This window comes from Pseudomonas sp. GW458-11-26-14-LB4, from assembly GCF_059423925.1.
This window is the reverse complement of sequence record NZ_JBWKYU010000004.1, coordinates 184011-208693: the sequence shown is the minus strand read 5'-3', so window position 1 is coordinate 208693 and position 24683 is coordinate 184011. Positions and strand designations below refer to the sequence as shown.

At 60.3% G+C, this 24683-nt stretch carries 26 protein-coding genes; 12 read left to right on the top strand and 14 right to left on the bottom strand.

All coding sequences use genetic code 11. The annotated features are described in order from the left end of the window. Positions 1-18: 18 nt before the first annotated feature. Positions 19-216, bottom strand: a complete 198-nt coding sequence (locus AC07XZ_RS07690) for a YbdD/YjiX family protein (protein ID WP_003228401.1) — start codon at positions 214-216, stop codon at positions 19-21. Positions 217-231: 15 nt separating this feature from the next. Continuing rightward, complete coding sequence (locus AC07XZ_RS07685; RefSeq protein ID WP_007950983.1) at positions 232-2298, bottom strand: carbon starvation CstA family protein; 2067 nt, start codon at positions 2296-2298, stop codon at positions 232-234. 159 nt (positions 2299-2457) lie between these two features. On the opposite strand from AC07XZ_RS07685, the gene AC07XZ_RS07680 reads away from it, so the two are divergent. Next, a complete protein-coding gene (locus AC07XZ_RS07680; RefSeq protein WP_085608710.1) occupies positions 2458-2826 on the top strand; it encodes a PilZ domain-containing protein in 369 nt (122 codons plus the stop codon). Here the strand turns inward: AC07XZ_RS07680 and radA are convergent, their stop codons facing one another. Then, entirely contained in the window at positions 2827-4194 is a 1368-nt protein-coding gene (gene radA, locus AC07XZ_RS07675) for a DNA repair protein RadA (RefSeq protein WP_007950985.1), read from the bottom strand. 143 nt (positions 4195-4337) lie between these two features. Beyond that, complete coding sequence (katB, locus tag AC07XZ_RS07670; protein ID WP_102686330.1) at positions 4338-5876, bottom strand: catalase KatB; 1539 nt, start codon at positions 5874-5876, stop codon at positions 4338-4340. Between the two features lie 286 nt (positions 5877-6162). Between katB and mscL the strand changes: the two genes are divergently transcribed. Beyond that, positions 6163-6576 carry a large-conductance mechanosensitive channel protein MscL gene (gene mscL / locus AC07XZ_RS07665; RefSeq protein ID WP_085608712.1) on the top strand — a complete coding sequence of 138 codons (414 nt, stop codon included), beginning with the start codon at positions 6163-6165 and terminating at the stop codon, positions 6574-6576. 32 nt (positions 6577-6608) lie between these two features. Here mscL and AC07XZ_RS07660 read toward each other — a convergent pair whose 3' ends face one another. Further along, positions 6609-7385: a ferredoxin--NADP reductase gene (locus AC07XZ_RS07660; protein WP_085747699.1), complete on the bottom strand. Its 777-nt coding sequence runs from the start codon at positions 7383-7385 to the stop codon at positions 6609-6611. Between the two features lie 305 nt (positions 7386-7690). Here AC07XZ_RS07660 and AC07XZ_RS07655 point away from each other — a divergent pair, with 305 nt between their 5' ends. Both AC07XZ_RS07655 and AC07XZ_RS07650 read left to right on the top strand, forming a co-directional pair. Continuing rightward, positions 7691-8398, top strand: coding sequence for a LuxR C-terminal-related transcriptional regulator (locus tag AC07XZ_RS07655; RefSeq protein WP_102686331.1), 708 nt, complete (start codon positions 7691-7693; stop codon positions 8396-8398). Positions 8399-8573: 175 nt separating this feature from the next. Then, positions 8574-9698: a methyltransferase gene (locus AC07XZ_RS07650; protein WP_102686332.1), complete on the top strand. Its 1125-nt coding sequence runs from the start codon at positions 8574-8576 to the stop codon at positions 9696-9698. A gap of 70 nt (positions 9699-9768) precedes the next feature. Here AC07XZ_RS07650 and AC07XZ_RS07645 read toward each other — a convergent pair whose 3' ends face one another. The 3 genes from AC07XZ_RS07645 to AC07XZ_RS07635 form a co-directional block, all read right to left on the bottom strand. After that, positions 9769-9936 carry a DUF2474 domain-containing protein gene (locus AC07XZ_RS07645; protein WP_007950992.1) on the bottom strand — a complete coding sequence of 56 codons (168 nt, stop codon included), beginning with the start codon at positions 9934-9936 and terminating at the stop codon, positions 9769-9771. Positions 9937-10013: 77 nt separating this feature from the next. Next, complete coding sequence (gene cydB, locus AC07XZ_RS07640; RefSeq protein WP_085747696.1) at positions 10014-11021, bottom strand: cytochrome d ubiquinol oxidase subunit II; 1008 nt, start codon at positions 11019-11021, stop codon at positions 10014-10016. A 3-nt stretch (positions 11022-11024) separates the two neighbouring features. Next, a complete protein-coding gene (locus AC07XZ_RS07635) occupies positions 11025-12461 on the bottom strand; it encodes a cytochrome ubiquinol oxidase subunit I (RefSeq protein WP_102686333.1) in 1437 nt (478 codons plus the stop codon). Between the two features lie 400 nt (positions 12462-12861). Between AC07XZ_RS07635 and AC07XZ_RS07630 the strand changes: the two genes are divergently transcribed. From AC07XZ_RS07630 to AC07XZ_RS07620, 3 genes are all read left to right on the top strand, one after another. Next, entirely contained in the window at positions 12862-14100 is a 1239-nt protein-coding gene (locus AC07XZ_RS07630) for an MFS transporter (RefSeq protein WP_102686334.1), read from the top strand. 106 nt (positions 14101-14206) lie between these two features. Further along, positions 14207-14485 (top strand): type II toxin-antitoxin system RelE/ParE family toxin, encoded by a 279-nt coding sequence (locus AC07XZ_RS07625; protein ID WP_085747693.1) that lies wholly within the window; start codon positions 14207-14209, stop codon positions 14483-14485. Between the two features lie 14 nt (positions 14486-14499). Further along, positions 14500-14787, top strand: coding sequence for a HigA family addiction module antitoxin (locus AC07XZ_RS07620; RefSeq protein ID WP_085747692.1), 288 nt, complete (start codon positions 14500-14502; stop codon positions 14785-14787). A 5-nt stretch (positions 14788-14792) separates the two neighbouring features. On the opposite strand, the gene AC07XZ_RS07615 is transcribed toward AC07XZ_RS07620, so the two are convergent. Beyond that, on the bottom strand, positions 14793-15344 hold the full coding sequence (locus AC07XZ_RS07615) for a DJ-1 family glyoxalase III (protein ID WP_085747765.1): 552 nt from the start codon (positions 15342-15344) through the stop codon (positions 14793-14795). Positions 15345-15411: 67 nt separating this feature from the next. Further along, positions 15412-15861, bottom strand: coding sequence for a DUF4879 domain-containing protein (locus tag AC07XZ_RS07610; RefSeq protein WP_085747691.1), 450 nt, complete (start codon positions 15859-15861; stop codon positions 15412-15414). A gap of 220 nt (positions 15862-16081) precedes the next feature. Here AC07XZ_RS07610 and AC07XZ_RS07605 point away from each other — a divergent pair, with 220 nt between their 5' ends. Next, positions 16082-17377 (top strand): NCS2 family permease, encoded by a 1296-nt coding sequence (locus tag AC07XZ_RS07605; RefSeq protein WP_102686335.1) that lies wholly within the window; start codon positions 16082-16084, stop codon positions 17375-17377. After that, positions 17374-18453, top strand: coding sequence for a tRNA (uridine(54)-C5)-methyltransferase TrmA (trmA, locus tag AC07XZ_RS07600; protein WP_085747690.1), 1080 nt, complete (start codon positions 17374-17376; stop codon positions 18451-18453). The genes AC07XZ_RS07605 and trmA overlap by 4 nt, the downstream gene beginning before the upstream one ends. A gap of 55 nt (positions 18454-18508) precedes the next feature. Here the strand turns inward: trmA and AC07XZ_RS07595 are convergent, their stop codons facing one another. Both AC07XZ_RS07595 and AC07XZ_RS07590 read right to left on the bottom strand, forming a co-directional pair. Further along, on the bottom strand, positions 18509-18955 hold the full coding sequence (locus AC07XZ_RS07595) for a hypothetical protein (protein ID WP_085747689.1): 447 nt from the start codon (positions 18953-18955) through the stop codon (positions 18509-18511). Next, complete coding sequence (locus tag AC07XZ_RS07590; RefSeq protein ID WP_085747688.1) at positions 18952-19380, bottom strand: DUF4160 domain-containing protein; 429 nt, start codon at positions 19378-19380, stop codon at positions 18952-18954. Before AC07XZ_RS07590 ends, AC07XZ_RS07595 begins: the two co-directional genes overlap by 4 nt. Before the next feature lie 203 nt (positions 19381-19583). Here AC07XZ_RS07590 and AC07XZ_RS07585 point away from each other — a divergent pair, with 203 nt between their 5' ends. The 3 genes from AC07XZ_RS07585 to AC07XZ_RS07575 all read left to right on the top strand — a co-directional run bounded on the left by AC07XZ_RS07585 (position 19584) and on the right by AC07XZ_RS07575 (position 21937). Continuing rightward, on the top strand, positions 19584-20495 hold the full coding sequence (locus AC07XZ_RS07585; protein ID WP_102686336.1) for a LysR family transcriptional regulator: 912 nt from the start codon (positions 19584-19586) through the stop codon (positions 20493-20495). 141 nt (positions 20496-20636) lie between these two features. Next, entirely contained in the window at positions 20637-21086 is a 450-nt protein-coding gene (gene aroQ, locus AC07XZ_RS07580) for a type II 3-dehydroquinate dehydratase (protein WP_064382130.1), read from the top strand. Beyond that, positions 21083-21937 carry a shikimate dehydrogenase gene (locus tag AC07XZ_RS07575; protein WP_102686337.1) on the top strand — a complete coding sequence of 285 codons (855 nt, stop codon included), beginning with the start codon at positions 21083-21085 and terminating at the stop codon, positions 21935-21937. Before aroQ ends, AC07XZ_RS07575 begins: the two co-directional genes overlap by 4 nt. A 34-nt stretch (positions 21938-21971) precedes the next feature. Here AC07XZ_RS07575 and AC07XZ_RS07570 read toward each other — a convergent pair whose 3' ends face one another. Both AC07XZ_RS07570 and quiC read right to left on the bottom strand, forming a co-directional pair. Continuing rightward, positions 21972-22649 carry a TetR/AcrR family transcriptional regulator gene (locus tag AC07XZ_RS07570; RefSeq protein ID WP_085747685.1) on the bottom strand — a complete coding sequence of 226 codons (678 nt, stop codon included), beginning with the start codon at positions 22647-22649 and terminating at the stop codon, positions 21972-21974. A gap of 102 nt (positions 22650-22751) precedes the next feature. Next, positions 22752-24653 carry a 3-dehydroshikimate dehydratase QuiC gene (quiC, locus tag AC07XZ_RS07565; RefSeq protein ID WP_102686338.1) on the bottom strand — a complete coding sequence of 634 codons (1902 nt, stop codon included), beginning with the start codon at positions 24651-24653 and terminating at the stop codon, positions 22752-22754. Positions 24654-24683 lie beyond the last annotated feature (30 nt).

Here is a 24683-nt window from a genome sequence, read left to right as displayed (position 1 = left end):
TGAACCACGATCAGCGGCTCAGCAGCACTTCGGCCCACCCTTGCCACCGTAACGGGCTTCCTGACGTTCGCGAAAGAACATCTCGTAGCTCATCACCGGTTTGTCCGGGTGTTTGGTCTGCATATGCTCGACGTAGGTGTCGTAGTCGGGCATGCCGACCATCAGGCGCGCGGCCTGACCGAGGTATTTACCGAGGCGACTCAGGTCATTGAACATGCTGCAATCCTCTGGTTACGCGTCCGGCAGGGCCTGGAATGGCGATTCTTTATCCGTACGCTCTTTTTTGCCCCAGGCAGCGATGCCGACCTTGAGCGCATAGAACAGGATGCTGAATACCACGAACAGGAACAGCGCGGTCAATGTAGCGTTGGTGTAGGCGTTGAAGATCACGTGCTGCATCTGCTCGACGCTTTTCGCCGGCGCCAGCACCTGACCATTGGCCAGTGCATCGCTGTACTTCTTGGCCAGCGACAGGAAGCCGATCGCCGGGTTGGCGTCGAACAGCTTGATGAAGCCAGCGGTCGTGGTGCAGATCAGCAGCCAGGTGGCCGGCAGCAGGGTGACCCAGATGTAGCGCTGGCGCTTCATCTTGATCAGGACCACGGTGCCGAGCATCAGCGCGATACCGGCAAGCATCTGGTTGGAGATGCCGAACAGCGGCCACAAGGTGTTGATACCGCCCAGTGGATCGACCACGCCCTGATATAGCAACCAGCCCCACATCGCGACACAACCGGCGGTGGCGATCAGGTTGGCGGACCAGGATTCGGTGCGTTTCAGCGCCGGTACGAAGGAGCCGAGCAGGTCCTGCAGCATGAAGCGACCGGCACGGGTGCCGGCATCGACTGCGGTCAGGATGAACAGCGCTTCGAACAGGATCGCGAAGTGGTACCAGAACGCCATGGTGTTTTCACCCGGCAGCACACTGTGCAGGATCTGCGCGATACCGACCGCCAGGGTCGGCGCACCACCGGCACGGGCCAGGATGGTGGTTTCACCGATGTCATGCGCCACGGCTTGCAGGGCTTCCGGGGTAATTGCAAAGCCCCAGTTGCTGACCGCAGTTGCCACGGACACCACATCACCGCCGACCACGGCGGCCGGGCTGTTCATGGCGAAGTACACGCCTGGCTCGATCACCGAGGCAGCGACCATGGCCATAATGGCCACGAACGATTCCATCAGCATCCCGCCGTAACCGATGTAACGGGCGTTGGTTTCGTTATCCAGCAGTTTCGGCGTGGTCCCGGAAGAGATCAGCGCGTGGAAACCCGATACCGCACCGCAAGCAATGGTGATGAACAGGAACGGGAACAGACCGCCCTTCCACACCGGACCAGTGCCGTCGACGAACTGGGTCAGGGCCGGCATTTTCAGCTCGGGCATGGTCACCAGGATGCCGATCGCCAGGGCGACGATGGTACCGATCTTGAGGAACGTGGAGAGATAGTCACGCGGCGCCAGAATCAGCCAAACCGGCAGCGAAGCGGCGACGAAACCGTAGCCGACCAGCATCCAGGTAATCTGCACGCCAGTGAAGGTGAAGGCCTTGGCCCAGACCGGATCGGCGGCAATCTGCCCACCCAGCCAGATCGAACCGAGCAGCAGCAACACGCCGACTACCGAGATCTCGCCGATGCGGCCCGGACGGATGTAGCGCATGTAGATGCCCATGAACATCGCGATCGGGATGGTCGCCATCACGGTGAAGATGCCCCAAGGGCTTTCAGCCAGGGCTTTCACCACGATCAGCGCCAGCACCGCGAGGATGATGATCATGATCAGGAAGCAGCCGAACAGCGCGATGGTGCCGGGGATACGGCCCATTTCTTCACGCACCATGTCGCCCAGCGAACGGCCGTTGCGACGGGTCGACATGAACAGAACCATGAAGTCCTGCACCGCGCCCGCCAGCACCACGCCGGCGATCAGCCACAGCGTACCGGGCAGGTAGCCCATCTGCGCCGCCAGTACCGGGCCGACCAGCGGCCCCGCGCCGGCAATGGCCGCGAAGTGGTGACCGAAGAGAATGTGTTTGTTGGTTGGAACGTAGTCCAGACCGTCGTTGTTGAGTACGGCGGGGGTGGCCCGACGCGGATCGAGTTGCATCACATTGTTAGCGATGAACAGACTGTAGTAACGGTACGCAACCAGATAAATGGCCACGGCGGCGACCACAATCCACAAGGCGTTGATCGCCTCGCCTCGGCGCAATGCCACTACGCCAAGGGCGCACGCTCCTACGATTGCCAGCAGCAGCCAGGGTAAGTGGCGTAGCAGGCTATTATTATTTTTCATTTTATTATTCCAGCCAGGGTGGACAAGAAAGACAGCCACCCCGAGTTTAGCGCTGTTGGCGGCAAAGGCCATACCCCGACATTGGTCTAGACAGTCCATTCGTTGGCAACACCCCGCCGGTCGGGTCTATAGTCAGCTGACCTTCCTGAGGATTGCGCCATGAGCGAGCACCCGTCCGAGCGTCGCCGCTTCAAACGTATCGCGTTCGATGCCCGAACCGAATTGAGCCAGGGCGAGTACATCTGGCCGGTGAAGCTGATCGATCTGTCGCTCAAGGGGCTGTTGATCGAGCGGCCCGAGCCCTGGCTGGGCAATTCCGAGCAGGATTTTTTCGTCGATATTCATCTGAGCGAGGACGTACACATCGAGATGGATGTGCAACTGGCTCATGAAGATCACGGCCAGCTCGGTTTCGTGTGTCGGCATATCAGCCTGGAGTCGATTCAGCGCCTGCGTCGCCTGATCGAACTCAATCTGGCCGACGAAACCGAACTGGAACGCGAGCTCGCGGCGCTGATTGACGTCTGATCACTCGAACAACGAGTCCAGCGCCTGCTCCAGTCGTGTCACCGCAATGATCTGCAAGCCTGGCGGAGCTTCCTTCGGCGCATTGCCCTTGGGCACGATCGCGCGCTTGAAGCCGTGCTTGGCGGCTTCCTTCAATCGCTCCTGACCGCTCGGCACCGGGCGCACTTCGCCGGACAGGCCGACTTCGCCGAACACCAACAAGTCATGGGGCAACGGCCGGTTACGCAGGCTCGACATGACGGCGGCCATCAACGCCAGGTCGGACGCAGTTTCCAGCACCTTCACCCCGCCGACCACGTTGAGGAACACGTCCTGATCGTGGGTCGGAATGCCGCCGTGACGGTGCAGCACCGCCAGCAACATCGCCAGACGATTCTGATCCAGACCCAGCGTGACCCGACGCGGGTTGGCCAGATGACTGTCATCCACCAGCGCCTGGACTTCCACCAGCATCGGCCGGGTGCCTTCCCACGTTGCCATCACCACGCTGCCCGGGACTTCTTCCTGAGCGCGGGTGAGAAAAATCGCCGAAGGGTTGGAGACTTCTTTCAGGCCCTTGTCGGTCATGCCGAACACGCCGAGTTCGTTGACCGCGCCGAAACGGTTCTTCACCGCCCGCAGCAGGCGCAATCGCCCGTCGGACTCGCCCTCGAAATACAGCACGGTATCGACCATGTGCTCCAGCACGCGAGGCCCTGCCAGCGCACCTTCCTTGGTCACGTGGCCGACCAGAAAAATCGCCGTACCGCTTTGCTTGGCGTAACGCACCAGCAACGCCGCACTCTCGCGCACCTGGGACACGCCACCCGGTGCCGACTGCAGTTGCTCGGTGAAGATCGTCTGGATCGAGTCGATCACCATCACCTTGGGTTTTTCCTGACGGGCGGTGGCGATGATGGTTTCGATGCAGGTTTCGGTCATGACCCGCAGTTGATCCTGCGGCAGGCCCAGGCGGCGTGCGCGCATGGCGACCTGTTGCTGGGACTCTTCGCCGGTGACGTACAGCGCCGGCATGCTCTTGGCGAGGTTGCACAGGGTCTGCAAGAGGATCGTCGATTTGCCGATGCCGGGATCGCCGCCGATCAGCACCACCGAGCCGTCCACCAGACCACCGCCGAGCACTCGGTCGAGCTCGCCGGAGGCTGTGGAAAAACGCGGAATCTCTTCGATGCTGACTTCGGCCAGGGTCTTGATCTGGGCCTGCTGTCCGGCCCAGCCGGTGCGCCCGCTCGGGGCGGCGGCACCGCCGCTCTCGACCATGGTTTCGGTCAGGGTGTTCCAGGCGCCGCATTCGCCGCACTGCCCGGCCCACTTGGGAAAGGTTGCGCCGCACTCGGTGCAGCCATACATGCGCTTGGCCTTGGCCATCTGAACCCCCGGCAAAAACCGCGATGATAACGCAGCCATCGTCGATCAGCGCGGCGCGTCGGGACGGATTTCTCCGCTGGCCAGACGCACGGCGCTGCTGCCGGTCAGTCCCCGGCAATTGCCGGGGCTTGAAAGGGTCGCTGTCAGTCGACCAGTTTGGCGGCCAAGGCCTTGACCCGATCCAGGTCACCCTTGGCCACTTTGGTCACACCGGCGCCGTACTCCGGATCCGCCTTATAAAGGAAGGACAGCATGATGTGCTTGCTCTCGTCATCGGCGCCCGCCAGCGAACCGCCAAAGCTTTCGATCAGATCCTGGCGTTCCTTCTTGCTGAACGAGCGATACAGATCACCGGCCTGTTTGAAGTTCTGTTCGCGCTGGATCTTCGCCTGTTGCGTGCTGCCCTGCAGCGCGGTCTGGCTGTATCGCGCAGCCGGGGTCTCTTCACGCGGCTGCAGACGGCTTGGCTCATAGTTGATGCCCGAGGTGCTCGCACCGGCATTCATCGCGCCATCCTGATTGCCATTGTTGACGGCGGTTTTGGCGGCATTGATCGGCAATTGCAGGGCGTTGGCGCCAAGGCGATACATCTGGGTGTCGGCATAGGCAAATATCCGACCTTGCAGCAGACGGTCCTCCGAGGGCTCGATACCTGGCACCACATTCGATGGAGCCATGGCCACTTGTTCGGTTTCCTGGAAAACATTAGCAGGATTGCGGTTCAAGACCATTTGTCCAACTTTTCGCTCCGGAACACCTGGCCAGATCTTGGTTGCATCAAGAGGATCGAAATCAAACTTGGACAAATCTTGCGGATTCAAGACCTGGATGTACAAGTCCCACTTGGGAAAGTTACCTTTGTTAATATTTGTTACTAAATCGTGAGTCATGTGACTGTAATCCCGGCCCTGAACTTGCACAACTTGTTGCGGATCGAGATTCTTGATGCCTTGCAAACTTTTCCAGTGAAACTTCACGTAATGGACTTCGCCTTTGGCATTGACCAACTTGTAGGCGTGCACACTATTGCCGTCCATCTCCCGATAACTGGCCGGGGTTCCCGAGTTGGAATACAGCTCGGTCAAAGTACGGGTGGCTTCCGGTACATGAGAGAAGAAGTCGAATCGGCGCGAGTCATCGTCAAGGTTGGTGCGAGGATCGGGCTTGAAGGCATGCACCATGTCCGGGAACTTGATCGCATCACGGATGAAAAACGTCGGGAAGTTATTGCCCACCAGATCCCAATTGCCGTCGGCGGTGTAGAACTTGGTCGCGAAACCTCGAGGGTCACGCAGGGTTTCCGGAGAGTGATTGCCGTGAACCACCGCCGAGAAACGCACGAACACCGGCGTGACCTGGCCGGCGGTAAACACCTTGGCCTTGCTCAGATCGCTCAGATCGTTGGTCGCAGTGAACGTACCATGGGCACCAGTGCCTCGGGCATGCACAACGCGTTCGGGAATGCGCTCGCGGTCGAAGCGTTGCAGCTTCTGGATCAGTTGCACGTCCTGCAACAGTACCGGGCCGTTGGCGCCGGCGGTTTGCGAGTTCTGGTTGTCGCCGACCGCCGCACCGTTGTCACGGGTCAGCGGCGCGGCATTCACGGAAAGGGTCAACAGGCTGGCGGCCAATACACCAACGGTGCGACGGGGAGTAATCCCTGAGCCAAGTGTGGAATTCATTTCAGGTTCCTCTGTTTTTTTTGAGGCGCATCCAGGTGCGCCAGACAGAGGCTAGAAGCTCGATTCGCCAAACCTAAATAGAAAGATCACAACGCCGTGATTGAATATTTTTTCTTCGGAATCAGCGGCTTGAGGCGTATTCCGCGCGCGATTAGTGGCACTTTGCAAACTAATTGCGAAATGGTGTGTCGATAAAAACAGGCTTTGTAAGAAGGTGTTACGCGCAGGACGCGTTATGCTGATTTACACTGCGTACACCAAACTCATCTGTAACAAGGAAATAACTATGGGCGTGCTCAGCGAGTTCAAGGCCTTCGCGGTCAAAGGCAATGTGGTCGACATGGCCGTCGGTATCATCATCGGCGCGGCCTTCGGCAAAATCGTTTCGTCGTTTGTCGGCGACGTGATCATGCCGCCCATCGGCCTTCTGATCGGCGGCGTGGACTTCAGTGACCTGGCCATCACGCTGAAAGCTGCCGAGGGCACTGCCCCTGCGGTGGTGCTGGCCTACGGCAAATTCATCCAGAGCGTTCTTGACTTCGTGATCGTCGCCTTCGCGATTTTCATGGGCGTCAAAGCCATCAACCGCCTCAAGCGCGAAGAAGCCGTGGCGCCTACCTTGCCGCCGGTACCGACCAAGGAAGAAGAACTGCTGGGCGAGATCCGCGATCTGCTCAAGGCCCAGAACAACCGGCCTTGAAGATTGAAACGGCGCCTGAGGGCGCCGTTTTCTTACCAGTAGTTTTCCACCGCCACCTGTCCCGGGCGCCGGGTCAGACTCAAGGCCATGCCGCGTTGCTTGAGCAAGGCCCGGGTGTCGTCGATCATCTGCGGATTACCGCAGAGCATGACCCGCGAATGCTCCGGGGTCAGCTCGACGCCTGCCATCCTCTCCAGCTCGCCATTCTCGATCAGCGTCGTGATGCGTCCGTTGAGGGCGCCGGCATAAGGCTCGCGGGTGACCACCGGAATGAACTGGAATTTATGCGCATATTCAGCCAGGTAGTCACGCTGAGTCAGCTCGGCAATCAGCGGTTGATAAGCCAGTTCCCGAGCCTCCCGCACGCTGTAGACCAGGATGATTCGCTCAAACTTTTCCCAGACCTCGAAGTCCTGCAGGATCGAAAGAAACGGTGCCACCCCCGTACCTGTGGATAGCAGCCAGAGATCCCGACCATCGACAAAACGGTCCAGCGTCAGATAACCAAAGGCCTGACGCTCGATCAGCAAGGTATCCCCTGCTTTCAGCCGGCTCAGTTCGCTGGTGAACTCACCGCCCGGCACTACGATGGAAAAAAATTCGAGAAACTCATCGAACGGCGAAGACACCATCGAGTAGGCGCGCCACACCGTACTGCCGTCCGGGCGCGTCACGCCAATCCGCGCGAATTGCCCGGCGCGGAAGCGGAAACCGGCATCCCGCGTGGTACGCAGGGTGAACAGGTTCGGGGTCAGCGGTTGCACATCGAGTAATGTCTGGCGGCTGAATTTTTCGCTGCTGGCGGTCATCGGTTCACTCCATCAACAATAATTCGATTGTTACGCATAATTGCACGATGAAACACCGATAGTTTGTGATGGAATCTCAAAGTGCCACTAGTTTTAAAACTCTAAAATAGTCAACCTGAAGTCAGAATTATTTAAATGATCTCCCACATATAAAGACTTGTTCAGAGATATTCCAAATAGGAGCACTTACCAAGAACAAAAAAATCCAAACACTTTTGTAGGAAGCGTCCTACACTCGACTCCGTGCCACCACATTGGATCCAATACGGCGCCCCCCGCGGATTATTATTTTGGAGAACACTCAAATGGAAAGGTGGAAGGAGTACCAGATAGAACAGATCACGCGCGCGAAGGAAATCGAGAATGCATTTCCGATTCTGAGCACGTTTGCCAGGAACCTCAGCTTTCAGTTTTGCGGCATTAAAGTTTCCCGGCCTGGCTTCCCGTCATTCAACGCGTTCCATATCAATAACTTCACAACGGCGTGGAACGACGAATACGAAAAAACTTACGCAAAGGACGACCCGATAACAGCCTATTGCGATCGCTCCATGCTGCCGTTTCTCTGGAGCAGGAAAGCCTTCTCGAAGGCTCCGCTGATGTGGAGTGCGCTTCAAAATCACGGGATGGAACATGGTTGGTCGCAGTCATATCACGATGAGAAAAATGACTTGTGCTGCACAATCAGCCTGGCCCGAACCCACTGCGAAATTTTTGCCCTGGAGCTGTACAACGAGTACGGCGTATTGCAATACGTCTTGCAGCATTTGTGTGAGTTGTTCCTCATTGCCTGCCCGGCAACGCTGGCCAAGCCTCCGCCTGTGCGATTGTCCACTCGAGAGCTTGAAATCGTAAGGCTGTGCGCCCTTGGCAAAACATCCTGGGAAATCGGCCGGATCCTGAATATCGCTGAAAGCACCGTGAACTATCACACCAAGAACCTGATCACCAAATTCAACGCCTGCAACAAGATGTCAGCCGTCATCGCCGCCGCCAAGGCCGGATATCTCTAGGCCGCCCTCTTCCACTGCACTGAAATCAGACGAGTATTACCAACAAAAAAAACGTACCATTTGCAGCCTTCCTGAGTGATGTCGTGAGCATTCACGCCGCTGTCCACTCGGTCGGTTCCGCCGCACGACACCCTGGGCCGCGGGACATCCATCGATTACCCAGAGTCCCCGCCCCATGCCTTTGCTCGATACGCCCTTCGCCCAGCTTGATCTGATCCGCCAGCCCGAACAGCAGAACGAACCGCTGCAAGCCTTCGATGCGGCCGACGAATACCTGCTCAATCATCTGGCCGAACAGAATCTGCCGGCGAATACCCGAGTATTGGTGCTCAACGACAGTTTCGGCGCATTGGCCATCAGCCTCTCGGGCAAGGTGCAGGTCAGCACCAGCGGTGATTCGTTCCTGGCGTTTCAGGGGCTGGAAAAGAACCTGCTGCGTAACGGTCAGGCATTCGATGCGCTGCGCGGTATTCCCGCCAGCGAGCCCTTGGTCGGGCCGTTCGACCGGGTGCTGATCCGCATCCCGAAAACCCTGGCACTCCTGGAAGAACAACTGATTCGCTTGCAGGGTCAATTGGCACCCGGCGCTCAGGTGGTAGCAGCGGCGATGGTCAAGCATTTGCCTCGTGCCGCAGGTGACCTGCTGGAACGCTACATCGGCCCGGTTCAGGCTTCGCTGGCTGTGAAAAAGGCCCGATTGCTGATCGCCACGCCCGAGGCCAAGACACCCGCCGTCTCGCCCTACCCGACCCGCTATCGCCTCGACGAGCCAGCCATCGAACTGCTCAACCACGCGAACGTGTTCTGCCGTGAAGGGCTGGACATCGGCACCCGCGCCTTCCTTCCGCACCTGCCGAAAAACCTCGGTTCGGCACGAGTCGCAGACCTCGGCTGCGGCAACGGCGTACTGGCCATCGCCAGCGCCCTGCAAAACCCCGACGCGCATTACACGCTGTTGGATGAATCGTTCATGGCCGTGCAATCGGCGGCCGAAAACTGGCGCGCGGCGCTGGGTGAACGTGAAGTGATCGTGCGCGCCGGCGACGGTCTGGCCGGCCAGGAAGCGCAATCGCTGGACGTAGTCTTGTGCAACCCGCCATTCCACCAGCAACAGGTGGTCGGCGATTTCCTTGCCTGGCGCATGTTCCAGCAGGCCCGCGAAGCGCTGGTGGTAGGTGGCGCGCTGTACATCGTCGGCAACCGTCACCTGGGCTATCACAGCAAACTGGCGCGACTGTTCCGCGGTGTCGAGCAAGTCGCGGCTACGCCGAAGTTCGTGATCCTCAAGGCGCGCAAATAATCCGGGCAAAAAAAAACCCTCCGGTCGGAGGGTCAAAAATCCGTGCCGCAAGGCAGCGGGATGGGAAGTCTCAGTGCGTGGTCAGACCTGCGGCGTTCATGAACATGCGCATCAGGCTGGCGACGATGAACAAAGCACCGACGCTGCCGACCCAGATCATGGCCAACCAGCCGAGCCGCTGCCACAGCGGCTTTTTTTCGGCTTCTTCAATGTCGTGCAGGGAATGTTTGCCAGTCATTTTCTTTAAACCTCTTCAAGATGGATGGCGCCGCTCCCGACGCCATCGCGAGCAAGCTCGCTCCCACAGGTTTTTGCTTAGTGATAACCGTCTTCGTGGGTCACCTTGCCGCGGAACACGTAGTAGCTCCAGAAGGTGTAACCCAGGATGAACGGGATGATGAACAGCGTGCCCACCAGCATGAAGCCTTGGCTTTGCGGCGGTGCGGCGGCGTCCCAGATCGAGATCGACGGCGGCACGATGTTCGGCCACAGGCTGATGCCCAGACCGCTGTAGCCGAGGAAGATCAGCACCAAGGTCAGCAGGAACGGCATGTAGTTGGCATTACGTGCCACCGCGCGAATCAGACCGTACATCGTCACCAGCACCAGAATCGGCACCGGCATGAACCAGAACAGATTCGGCATGCTGAACCAGCGCGTCGCAATTTCCGGATGGGCCAGCGGCGTCCACAGACTGACGACACCGATCACCGCCAACAGCACGAAGGCCAGAGGACGCGCCAGGTCATGCATCTGTTCCTGAAGCTTGCCTTCGGTCTTCATGATCAGCCAGGTACAGCCGAGCAAGGCATACGCCACCACCAGCGCGGCGCCGCAGAACAGCGTGAACGGCGTCAGCCAGTCCAGTGAGCCGCCGGCGTATTGCCGGTTGACCACGGGCAAGCCGTCGATGAACGCACCAAGTGCCACACCCTGGAAGAACGTCGCGGCCACCGAACCACCAATGAACGCCTTGTCCCACAGGTGACGCTTGTCGTCCTTGGCCTTGAAGCGGAACTCGAACGCCACGCCGCGGAAAATCAGCCCGATCAGCATGAAGATCAACGGCAGGTACAGCGCCGACAGCACCACCGAATAGGCCAGCGGGAACGCACCGAACAACGCAGCGCCGCCCAGTACCAGCCAGGTTTCATTGCCGTCCCATACCGGGGCGACGGTGTTCATCATCACGTCACGGTCGACTTTGCCTGGGATGAACGGGAAGAGAATCCCGATCCCCAGGTCGAAACCGTCCATGACCACGTACATCATGATCCCGAAGATGATGATCACGGCCCAGATCAGCGGAAGATCAATACCCATGACTCAAATCTCCTTGGTCAGGCTGCGGTCGTGTTCGGCGCCATCGTCGTCGGCAGCGGACAACGGACGGGCCGGCGTGCGTTTCTGGCCAGGACCACCGTCGTTGGTTTCCTTGCCTTCGTCGGTCTTCGGCCCTTTGCGCACCAGACGCATCATGTAGCCCAGACCCGCACCGAACAGCGCGAAATACACCACCACGAACATGATCAGCGTGATGCTCATCTGCATGAAACTGTGGTTGGACGATGCATCCGCCGTGCGCATCAGCCCGTAGACCACCCATGGCTGACGACCGATTTCAGTGGTGAACCAGCCCGCCAGGATCGCGATCAGACCGGACGGCCCCATCCACAGCGCCAGGTACAGGAACGGCCGCGAGGTGTAGAGCGTGTCGCGCTTGCGCAGCCACAGGCTCCAGAGGCCGGTGAAGATCATCAGGAAGCCGAGGCCGACCATGATCCGGAACGACCAGAACACGATGGTCGAATTCGGCCGGTCTTCCGGTGGGAATTCCTTGAGCGCCGGGACTTGCTTGTCCAGCGAGTGCGTCAGGATCAGGCTGCCGAGGTACGGGATCTCGACCGCATACTTGGTTTTCTCTTCCTTCATGTCCGGCCAGCCGAACAGGATCAGCGGCGTCGCTTCGTTGCCATGGTTTTCCCAGTGGCCTTCGATCGCGGCGATTTTCGCCGGCTGATGCTTGAGGGTGTTGAGGCCGTGGAAGTCACCGATGACTGCCTGAATCGGCGCAACGATCAGCGCCATCCACATCGCCATCGACAGCATGGTGCGAATCGCCGGATTGTCCTTGCCGCGCAGCAAGTGCCAGGCCGCCGACGAGCCGACGAAGAAAGCCGTCGCGACGAACGCCGCCGTCGCCATGTGCATCAGGCGATACGGGAACGACGGGTTGAAGATGATTGCCAGCCAGTCGGTTGGAATGACCTGACCGTTGACGATTTCAAAGCCCTGCGGCGTCTGCATCCAGCTGTTGGAGGCGAGAATCCAGAAGGTCGAAATCAGCGTGCCAATGGCCACCATTACCGTGGAGAAAAAGTGCAGCTTGCGCCCGACCTTGTTCCAGCCGAACAGCATCACGCCAAGGAAACCGGCTTCGAGGAAGAACGCCGTAAGCACTTCATACGTCAGCAACGGGCCGGTGACGGAACCGGCGAAGTCCGAGAAGCGACTCCAGTTGGTGCCGAACTGGTAGGCCATGACCAGTCCCGAGACCACGCCCATGCCGAAGTTGACGGCAAAGATCTTCGACCAGAAATGGTAGAGGTCACGGTAGGTGTCGTTGCCGGTTTTCAGCCACAGGCCTTCCAGCACCGCGAGATAGCTCGCAAGACCGATGGTGATCGCCGGGAACAGGATGTGGAACGAGATGGTGAACGCGAACTGAATTCGGGCGAGATCCAGGGCCTCTAAACCGAACATAAGCTTTCCTCTATCAGATAACGGTTCCAAGACTGGCGGCCTTGGACCACTGCCCCCACGGGTATGGAGTGCGGCGAACTCGGATTCGTTCTTCTTTTTACAGGCATCGCGACGCAGGGAGTCTGCCAACGGGTCACGGATCAGTTCCGCAATGGGTCTTGATCTGGATCAATTAACGTTAAAAGAGTAGTCCCATTTCCGACGGGGAACCGCGTGGTCTTTTGCCGCGTGACAAGTTGCCTCACAGTCATGGCAACGCCCTGAAATACATCCCTGGCCGGGATCGGTGTCCGGGCGGGGAAAAATCGATGTCTGGCTAACTAAATTTTCTGTCATAGCAACTTCCTGTTACAGACTGGTGATAATCTCGCGGTTCCCCTCGATCAAGACCGGCCCGCAAATGCCCAGCCAAGAGCCCTTGCTGTTACGTCACCACCGTCCCTTTCTTGCGTTCTGGTTGGCCCGGATCTTCACCGCCAGCGGTTTTCAGATGCTCACCGTGGCGATCGGCTGGAATCTCTATCAACTGACCGGCAACGTGCTCGACCTGGGTCTGGTCGGACTGGTGGAATTCGCACCACGGGTCTTGTTCATGCTGCACACCGGCCACGTTGCCGATCGCTACGACCGGCGCAAGGTCGCGGCGATCTGCCAGTCGTTGCAGGCCTTGATCGCCCTGGCACTGGCCATCGGCAGTGCAACCGATCATGTCACCCGGGAAATGATCTTTATCCTGGCGTTCCTGCTCGGCGCTGCACGCTCCTTCGAGATGCCGACCACCCAGGCGCTGCTGCCGAGCATCGTGCCCAGTGCGCTGTTCCCGCGTGCCGTCGCCGCCGCACAATCTGCACAGCAATCGGCCACCATCGTAGCCCCGGCGCTCGGCGGTCTGCTTTATGCCTTCGGCAGCGTGTGGGTCTACGGGCCGACGGTCATTCTGTATGTCATCGCCTGCACGCTGATGCTCAACCTGCCCGCGCGACAAACTCCGCTGAACAAAGGCAAGGCGACGCTGGATTCGTTGCTGGCGGGGATTCGTTTCATTCGCAGCCGCCCGGACATTCTCGGGGCGATTTCGCTGGATCTGTTCGCCGTGCTGCTCGGCGGCGCCACGGCGCTGTTGCCGGTGTTCGCCAAGGACATCCTGCTGACCGGGCCGTGGGGGCTGGGGCTGCTGCGCTCGGCGCCGGCGGTCGGGGCGTTGATGATGTCGCTGTTCCTGGCGCGGTTTGCCGTTGAGCGAAACGTCGGTCGGGTGATGTTTACTGCCGTCGGCGTGTTCGGCGTGGCCACAATCGCCTTCGGTCTGTCGACCTCGTTCTGGTTCTCGCTGGCGGTGCTGGTGGTGCTCGGCGCGGCGGACATGATCAGCATGGTGATCCGCGCCTCCTTCGTGCAACTGGAAACCCCGGACGAAATGCGCGGCCGGGTCAGCGCGGTGAACGGCCTGTTCATCGGTGCCTCGAACCAGTTGGGCGAATTCGAGTCCGGTCTCACCGCGCATTGGTTCGGCACCGTGCCGGCGGTGGTGATGGGCGGCATCGGCACGCTGGTGGTGACCGGAACCTGGATCAAACTGTTCCCGACCCTGGCCAACCGCGACCGGATGCATGTGCCGGTGGAAGAGGTGAAGGCCTAGCTACACCGGCTCCACCAGCGGGGCCATCCCCCAAGCACAAATAGCTCGAAAAGATGCGGTACATAGATACCGCATTGAGTGTAATGTATCGCCTTACACTCGCCGCATGATCAAATCCTTTCAGCACAAAGGCCTTCGCGGCTTCTATGAAACCGGTTCGACTCGCGGGATTCGTGCCGATCACGCTAAACGGCTATCGCGCATGCTGCAGTTCATGGATCGCGCAGCGGCTCCCGGGGATCTGGACCTTCCCGGTTGGCGTCTGCATCCACTGAAAGGGGAGCTTTGCGAGTACTGGTCACTCAGTGTGTCCGGGAACTGGCGGGTTATCTTTCGATTTGCAGGTTCGGATATCGAACTGATCGACTATCTGGATTACCACTGACAGGAGGCAGGCTCATGCCCATGCACAACCCGCCACACCCCGGTGAAACACTGCTGATGGACGTATTGCCGGAACTTGGCATCAGCGTTACCGAATTGGCTCGGCATCTGGGATTCGCTCGTCCTCATCTATCTCGCGTTTTGCACGGACATGCGCCGATCAGCCCGGATCTGGCCGTGCGACTGGAACGCGCGGGGATTGGCAAGGCTCGCATGTGGCTAGGCGTTCAAACCGATTACGACCTTTGGCAAGCCGAGCACCGTGAGCAGCCAGCCATTCGACCAATCGCTGCTCACGCCTGACCTTCTCAGGCCAGCAACTCCCCCGCCACCTTTGCTCTGGCGGCCTTGCCCGCCAGTTGCTCGACCAGTGTCAGCGCAAACGCAAGCGCGGCGCCGGAGCCCTGGGCGGTGATGCAATTACCGTCGACCACCACCGGTTGATCAACAAATGTGCAACCGGAAAGGTTATGACTGCTGACGGGCAGGCAGGTCATCCGGCGTTGACGTAATACACCGAAGCTTTGCAGGGCGACGGCCGGGGCTTCGGCGATGGCGGCGAACAGTCGTCCGGCACTGGCCTGATCCTTTAGCAGTTGTTGCAGAGGCTGGTGCGCGGCAAGGTGTTGTGCGCCGACCGCACCGCCGGGCAAGACAATCAGGTCGAAGGTCTGGGCCAGCACATCAATGAGCATGCCGTCGGCGGTCAGTCGCGTGCCTCGGGCGCAGGTCAGCATGCGCCGGCCCTCGATGCTGGCCGCCACCACTTCGATGCCGGCGCGGCGCAGCACGTCGATCAGGGTTACGCATTGCAGATCATCGATGCCCTCGGCGAGGGTAATCAGGGCTCTAAAGGTCATGGGCGCCATCCGCTGGGTGATCTTTAAAGCGTAGTCAGCTTTGCCCTGCCCTGTTCAGCGACAGCCGTTACTTGATGTAAAGCTGGGTCGACATCGTGTTGCGCGGGGCGTTGATCGAGGTGTTGCTGAAGGTAAAGGTGCCTTCCTGACGAGTCGCCAGATCGAAGGTGTACAGCGAACCGACGGTTTTCGCGCCCGGCGTGCATTCGGTCAGGTTGCCGTTATCGAAGGCACAGACCGGACTCCGGGTGCCGTTCACTTCAAAGCCGTCCAGTGCAGCCTGAGGCTGGCTCTGGCCGTAGCCGATTTCCAGCACATAGACCTTGATGCCCGGCGCGCTGTGATCGCAACGGGTCTGCACCTGGCCATCGGTAATGTCTTCGAGCCCGCAGGACGACGACTGAACCTTGATGACTTTCACCTCGCTCAATGGCGGTGCCGACGCCGCGAGTACCATCGGTGTACCGGCCAGCCACAAGGCCATCAGTCCAGCGGTCTTCATCCAACCCTTGTTCATGCGATCCATCCCCGAAAAAACAGCGCGCAGTATGGCGTAGTTGGCCGTGGTGCAAAACTTCGCCGACGATCGACACCAACATCCGCCATCTTCCTCACGCTGCTGGTATGATGCGCGGCTTTTTCCGGCCCACCACAATTTTCCAGGCGCTTGCGACGGTCTGTGCTTTGCTGTTGAGGTCGATACATTCACGGCGCCACGCGCGCCACGGGGAGCAGACATGCTGGAAAGGCTGTTTCAACTCAAGGCACACAACACCAACGTGCGGACCGAGATTCTCGCGGGCGTCACGACCTTCCTGGCCATGGCCTACATTCTGTTCGTCAACCCGAGCATCCTCGGCGAGACCGGCATGGACAAAGGCGCGGTGTTCGTCGCCACGTGCCTGGCAGCCGCCATCGGCTCCACGGTCATGGGCCTGATCGCCAACTACCCGATCGCTCTCGCACCGGGCATGGGTCTGAACGCCTTCTTTACCTACACCGTCGTGCTGCACATGGGCCACACCTGGCAAGTGGCGCTGGGCGCGGTGTTCATTTCCGCCGTGTGCTTCTTCCTGCTGTCGATCTTCCGCATCCGTGAATGGATCATCAACAGCATCCCGCTGCCGCTGCGCTCGGCGATTGCTGCCGGTATCGGCCTGTTCCTGGCGCTGATCGCCCTGCACAACGCCGGTATCGTGGTCAGCAACCCGGCGACCATGGTCGGCCTCGGCGACCTGAAACAACCGGCCCCGATCCTCGCCACTCTCGGTTTCGCCCTGATCGTTGCCCTTGAAGCCCTGAAAGTGCGCGGCGCAGTGCTGATCGGCATTCTCGCGGTGACCATCGTCTCGATCGTGATGGGCTTCACCCCGTTCGGCGGCGTGACCTCGATGCCACCTTCGCTGGCCCCGACCTTCCTGCAACTGGACATCAAGGGCGCGCTGGACATCGGCCTGGTCAGCGTGATCTTCGCCTTCCTGTTCGTTGACCTGTTCGACAACTCCGGCACCCTGATCGGCGTCGCCAAGCGCGCCGGCCTGATGGGCAAGGAAGGCCACATGCCGAAAATGGGCCGTGCACTGATCGCCGACAGTACGGCGGCGATGGTCGGTTCGCTGCTGGGCACCTCGACCACCACCAGCTACATCGAATCCGCTGCGGGCGTGAGTGCCGGCGGCCGCACCGGCCTGACCGCCATCGTCGTCGCAATCCTGTTCCTGCTGGCGCTGTTCTTCTCGCCACTGGCCTCCAGCGTACCGGCCTTCGCCACCGCACCAGCGCTGCTGTTCGTCGCCGTGCTGATGACTTCGGGCCTGGCGGAAATAGACTGGGAAGACATCACCGTCGCCGCGCCGGTCGTGGTCACCGCCCTGGCGATGCCTTTCACCTATTCCATCGCCAACGGCATCGCCTTCGGCTTCATCGCCTGGACTGCAATCAAACTGCTGTCCGGCCGCGCCCGTGAGCTGAACCCGGCGCTGGTGATCCTGTCGATTCTGTTCGTGATCAAGCTGGGTTGGTTCAACGCATGACTTTTGATTCCCAGGCCTACGCCGCACAACTCGAAGACAAAGTCACGCGCCTGCGTGACCTGCTGGCCCCGTTCGATGCACCGGAGCCAACGGTGTTCGACTCGCCTTTGCAGAACTTCCGCCTGCGCGCCGAATTCCGCCTGTGGCGCGAGGGCGGTGAGCGGCACTACGCGATGTTTTCTCAGGACGACAAGCGCACGCCGATCCTGATCGAGGAATTCCCGATCGCCAGCCTGCGCATCAACCAGTTGATGCCGCAATTGAAGGCTGCCTGGCAGGCCAGCGCGGCGCTGAGCCACAAGCTGTTTCAGGTGGAGTTTCTGACCACCTTGGCCGGCGACGCGATGATCACCCTGTGCTATCACCGTCCGCTGGACGAGCACTGGCATGCGGCGGCGACCAAACTGGCGGCGGATCTGGGCGTCAGCATCATCGGTCGCTCCAAGGGCAAGCGCGAAGTGCTCGGCCTCGATTACGTGGTCGAGAAACTCGACGTTGGCGGTCGCACATTCAGCTATCGCCAACCGGAAGGCGCGTTCACCCAACCCAACGGCACCGTGAACCAGAAGATGCTCAACTGGGCATACGAAGCACTGGGCGATCGCAGCGACGATCTGCTGGAGCTGTACTGCGGCAATGGCAACTTCACCCTGCCGCTGGCGACCCGCGTGCGCAAAGTGCTGGCCACCGAAATCAGCAAGACCTCGGTCAACGCCGCGTTGAGCAACCTGGCCGAAAACGCTGTGGATAACGTGACTCTGGTGCGCCTGTCCGCCGAAGAGCTGACCGAAGCCCTGAACGAAGTTCGCCCGTTCCGTCGCCTGCACGGCATCGACCTGAAAAGCTACGAGTTCGGCAGCGTGTTCGTCGACCCGCCACGGGCCGGCATGGACCCGGACACCTGCGAACTGACCCGTCGCTTCGACAACATCCTGTACATCTCCTGCAACCCCGAGACCCTGGCGGCCAACATCGCCCAGCTGCACGACACGCACCGCATCACGCGCTGTGCGCTGTTCGACCAGTTCCCGTGGACTCACCACATGGAATCCGGCGTGCTGCTGACCCGACGTTGATCGCAAGTGCCAGAAACAAGAAAGCCGTCCTCACCGACGGCTTTTTTGTGCCTGTTCATGGCACGGGATCGATCTTGCGCGGGCGCCCGCCCTTCCTGCCGTTGGCCCGGGCAGCTTCGGCTTTCGCGGTGCTGCTCTGGCGGCCATTGCGCGAAGCGATCACCGAGGCGGCCATGGCCATCAATGGTTGACTGGCCGAGATCATGCCGGCGATGGAAACCTGCAGATCCTTGCCATCATGGCACAGCGCGGTGCCGGCAAAGCCGACGTTCAATCCGCTGAAGTCTTCCGGTTCGAAATCATCGAATTCCCGGTAGAGATTCACTGGCAGCAACACGCCGCTGTTGTCCTCGAAGTGAATCACCAGGCATGGTTTCTGAAAGGCCACCGACACGGCTTGCAGGCTGCTGCGTCGGCGCACGCCGCCACGGTCGACGGCTTCGTCCAGACGTTTTTCCGTGACGGGCCGATCCGCGTGCAAGGCGGCTTTGACTGTTTTCATAGTTCTATTTCCACTCCTTCGTGAGCGCCGACCAGGGCCAACAGGGTTTTGTTGACCTCAGGCTCGTAATACGCAGATCCGATCCTGAAACTCGTGCTGGTGACCTCCCGCAGCACCGCCACCTGATTCGACTGTCCGTCCCACCACTGATTGTCGAGACAAGCGGTGCGCAATCGAGTCCACCAGATCCAGCGGGCCCGCCGCAGATGATCGGTTTCGCGCAGCGACTGGCGCAGCCCTTCAAGCAGACTGACCGGCGGTCGATGCGACAACGGCACCACATCCCACAGTTCGACGCCGTTGTGCCAGAAACTGAATTTGAAGCGGGCGCTCCAGGCGCCTGCATCCACATGTGCGTGGGGCGGACAATGTTCGTCACGCAACATGATCACCACTGACAGTCCTTTGTAACTGCATACCTTCATGCTAACCCATCCGTTAGGTTTAAACGTTTCAACACTTGCCATTCCCTGGCAAATCCGACCATCGGCGCCAACGTCTGCTGTGGCCGTTACCTTTCGAGCCTAGTGCGGGAGCCGAAAAAGCCGCGGGCAAAATGGTAAGCAGTTCTTTCGCACCGGCTGCGCATTTGCTACATACGAAGACTCATTCCCCGGTGTAATCAATCATGCAGCGACACTTCGACGATCTTCAGCTGGGCAGCATCGAGTTGTTTTGCCTGGCCGCCGAGTGCGGCAGTTTCACCGGCGCGGCGCAGGCGGCTTCGGTGACGCCGGCAGCGGTGAGCCGCTCGGTATCACGCATGGAAGAACGCCTGGGCGTGCGGCTGTTTGCACGCACCACCCGCAGCGTGAAACTGACCGATAGCGGCCGTCGCTATTACGAAGAATGCAGCCAAGCGCTGGCTCAACTGGTCGAGGCGCAACGGGAAGTCATGGGCCAGCAGCAGGAACCGTCCGGCATCCTGCGTATCAGTATTCCTACGACTTACGCCCATCACCGGATCCTGCCGCTGCTGCCGGCCTTTCGCGCGCGATTCCCGCAGGTGAAGGTCGACATGCACATCAGCAACCGCAACATCGACTTCGTCGGCGAGGGCTACGACATGGCGATCCGCGTGCGCGCGATTCCCGATTCGGGTTTGATCGCCCGGCATCTGGAAGATGCGGCGCTGGTGATGGTTGCCAGCCCCGATTACCTGAAACGCGCCGGTACGCCGCAGACCCTCGAAGACCTCGAACAGCACGAGTGCATTCAGTACGAATTACCCAGCAGTGGGCGGCGGATCACCTGGCTGTTTTACGACGAAGACGCGCCACGGGAAATCCTCGCCGAGGGCAATTTCTGCTGCTCGGACGATGTGCTCGGTGGCGTGACCCTGGCCAGGCACGGTGCCGGGTTATTCCAGACTTATCGCTTCATCGTCGAAAAAGAACTGGCCGACGGCTCGCTGATAGAAGTGCTCAAACCCTACAACGGGCGCTCGCGACCGTTCACGCTGCTGTACCCGCAGAATCGCCACATGCCGCTGCGGGTCAGGGCTTTCATCGATTTTCTGGTCGAGAAGTTGCCGCACTGAATTGCACCAGTGTGCGATCACCGCACACAAAACCGGGCTGTCGATGCAGAGCAATTGATTAAAGTAACCATCTAGTACAATTTAACTCCACAGGTCGAAACCCTCGGCCCAAGCCAAAAACAATAAGTGGAGTTTGCCCCCATGCCCCCTATCGTTCTGGTGCTCAACGGCCCGAACCTGAACCTGCTCGGCACCCGTGAACCGGCGACCTACGGTCACGAAACCCTGGCCGACATTTCTGCCCTGTGCGGGCGCGCCGCCGAAGAGTTCGGCCTGGCCGTGGAGTTTCGCCAGACCAACCACGAAGGCGAACTGCTCGACTGGATTCACGGCGCCCGTCAGCGCTGCGCCGGCATCGTGATCAACCCAGCCGCCTGGACTCACACCTCGGTCGCGATCCGCGACGCTCTGGTCGCCAGCGAATTGCCGGTGATCGAAGTGCACCTGTCCAACGTCCACGCCCGCGAGCCGTTCCGTCACCATTCGTTCGTCTCGGCCATCGCCACAGCCGTGATGTGCGGCTTCGGCAGCCACGGCTATCGCCTGGCCCTGGAACATTTCAGCCAGCGGCTGAAGGGGCGATCCGCATGAACCGCAACAACGTGATACTCGCCGGGCTGATCGGCGCCGGCATCCAGGCCTCCCGCACCCCGGCGCTGCACGAGCACGAAGGCGACGAACAGGGTCTGCGTTACCTTTACCGGCTGATCGATCTCGATCAACTGCAACTGGACAGCAACGCCCTGCCCGACCTGCTGCTGGCCGCCGAACGGATGAATTACACCGGGCTGAACATCACCTTCCCGTGCAAGCAGGCAATCATCCCGCTGCTCGATGAATTGTCTCCGGAAGCCCGAGGCATCGGCGCCGTGAACACAGTGGTGCTGAAGGACGGCAAACGCGTCGGCCACAACACCGATTGCCTGGGTTTTGCCGAAGGTTTTCGTCGCGGCCTGCCAGACGTCGCCCGCGAACGTGTGGTCCAGATGGGCGCTGGCGGCGCCGGTGCGGCAGTCGCCCACGCCTTGTTGAGCGAAGGCGTACAGCAACTGAGCATTTTTGATGTGGACGTGGAGCGGGCCGATAGCCTGGCCAACAACCTCAACCAGCATTTCGGCGCTGGCCGGGCGGTTGCCGGGCATGATCTGGCGAGCACACTGAGTCAGGCGAATGGCCTGGTAAACACCACGCCGATGGGCATGGCCAAATTACCGGGCATGCCCGTGCCGGCGGCGTTGCTGCGACCCGAGTTGTGGGTGGCGGAGATCGTGTATTTCCCACTGGAAACCGAACTGCTGCGCAACGCCCGCGCGCTGGGTTGCCGAACCCTGGATGGCGGCAACATGGCGGTGTTTCAGGCGGTGAAGGCGTTTGAGCTGTTCAGCGGCAGAGTGCCGGATGCGCAGCGAATGCTCGCGCATTTTCAAAGCATGAAGGGATAAAACCGTGAGGGGGGCGACGCCCCCTCGACTTCGGTCACGCCTGCAGGTAGCGCAGCACCGACTCGCAAATCATCTCGCGATGACGCTGCTTAATGCTTTCGTCCGGCAGGTCGATCTGAAAGATCTCACCGAACGTATGGCGGTTCGATACGCGATAGAAGCAGAACGAACTGATCAGCAGATGCACGTCCAGCGCGTCGAGCCCGGCGCGGAACACGCCCTCTTCAGCACCGCGACGCAGAATCTCGCCCAGTGAATCGAGGATGGTGTTGTTCATAGCCTTGATCGCGTCGGAACGCTTCACGTACTCGGCGTTGTGGATGTTTTCGATGCTGACGATCCGCACGAAATCGACGTTGCGATCGTGGTGATCGAAGGTGAACTCCACCAGACGCCGGATCGCTTCCACCGGCGGCAGTTCGGCCAGGTGCAGACGGTTCTCGGTGTTGCGGATATCTCCGTAGAGCTTCTCCAGCACCTCGACGTACAACTGCTCCTTGCTGCCGAAGTAATAATAGATCATGCGCTTGGAGGTGTGGATGCGCTCGGCGATCGCGTCGACGCGAGCGCCGGACAGACCCTGCTGGACGAACTCGACGATCGCCTCCTGCAGGATATTCTCGCGGGTCTTTTCCGGGTTGTTCTTGCGACTTTTGCGCGGCTCTACCGCGGGTAGATCGGAGGCTGCGGAAAGTTCTGAAGTCATCGTCATTGCGGGCTCACGGCCATCACTGCACAGGCTGGCGATTATGGGCCGCGCGCCCCAGTGAAGGAAGCCGCGCGACCGGTGTTTAATCCCGCGTTTACGAATTTCCTACAACTTGGCCTGGCGAACGGCGCCACTGCGTGATTTGGCCATCGCCGCCAGCCGCACCGCGACGTTAGCCGCGCCATAACCCGCGTAACCGTTCTTGCGCTGGATGATCTCGAAGAAGAAACGCCCTTCGAACGGCTCGGTGTAGACGTGGAACAACTCGCCGCCTTGTGCATCGCGGTCGTACAGCACGTTGTAGTACGCCAGCTCGCTGAGGAATTCGTCATCGAAATCGAAGCGCGCCGCCAGGTCGTCGTAATAGTTCAGCGGGATGTCCAGCAGCGGCACGCCCGCCTCTTTCGCCCGGCTGACTTCGGCGAAGATATCGTCGCAATCGAAGGCGATGTGATGCACCCCGGAGCCGCGATAACTCGACAGCGCGTGTGAGATCGCGGTGTTGCGGTTCTCGGAAATGTTCAGCGGCAGACGGATCGAACTGTCGCGGCTACGCAGCGCGCGACTCTTCACCAGCCCGTAAGGATCCGGCAGCACCACTTCGTCATCAGCCTCGAAATCCAGCAGGCTCTTGTAGAACAGCACCCAGCTGTCGAGGCTGTCCGCCGGCAGCGCCATGGCCATGTGATCGATGCGCTTGAGCCCGCCGCGAGCCACCGCGTCCGGCAGCAGATTGAAGTCGGTGCCGTAGACATCCGCTTCCTGATCCACCAGGTAAATCAGGCTGCCGTCCGGCGCACGCACCGCCGCCAGCTCCAGTTCGTTGGGGCCGACCAGTCCGCGATACGGCTGACCTTTATAAGCGACGGCGCGGGCCAGCGCGCTGGCGCTGTCCTTGACCCGCACGGCGGTGGCGCACAGCGACGGGCCGTGGGCCTCGAAAAAGCTGTGGCCGAACGAATAGGGTTCCGAGTTGAGGATCAGGTTGATATCGCCCTGACGCAACAGGCTGACGCTCTTGGAACGATGCTGACCGGCCTTGACAAAACCCAGCCGCTCCAGCCAGTTCGACAGCTTGGCCCCGAGGCTTTCATCCACGGCGAACTCAAGAAACTCGATGCCGTTGTACTCGCTGGCCTTCGGCGTTTCGAAGAGGATTTTGCGGTTATCCACAGGACGGATGTCCTGCTCCAGACGCTGGCGGGTTTTCTCCTCCAGGTACAGCAGCGAACGCAGACCGTCGGCCGCATTGGCCCGAGGCGGTGCGGCGCGGAAGCCGTCGTTGAAGATTTCCAGCGACAGCGGTCCGGTGTAACCACTCTGGATGATCGGTGCGAGGAAACCCGGCAGATCGAATTCGCCCTGCCCCGGGAAGCAGCGGAAATGCCGGCTCCACTCCAGCACGTCCATCGCCAGGATCGGCGCGTCGGCCATTTGCACGAAGAAAATCTTGTCGCCGGGAATCTCGGCAATCGCCCGTGGATCGCCCTTGAGCGACAAGGTGTGGAAGCTGTCGAGCAACACGCCGAGGGCCGGGTGATCGGCCTGACGCACGATGTCCCAGACCTGTTGATAAGTATTGACGTGACGGCCCCAGGCCAGCGCTTCATAACCGATACGCAGGCCACGGGCGCCGGCGCGCTCGGCCAGCAGGCGCAGGTCGTCGATGAGGATCTGTTGATCGCCAATACTGTCGGGGGAGGCATTGCTGCAGACCAGCACCAGGTCGGTGCCCAGTTCCTGCATCAGGTCGAACTTGCGCTCGGCCCGCTCCAGGTTACGGTCCAGACGATCACGGCGGCAGCCTTCGAAATCGCGGAACGGCTGGAACAGCGTGATGGCGATCCCGAGGTCGGCGCACATCTGCCGGATTTCCCGGGGGCTGCCGTCGTAATACAGAAGATCGTTCTCGAAAATCTCCACCCCGTCGAACCCGGCGGCGGCAATGGCTTCGAGTTTTTCCGGCAGGGTTCCGCTCAAGGAGACGGTGGCAATGGATCGCTGCATGTTTCAACTCCCGGTGGAGACGTCGGCTAC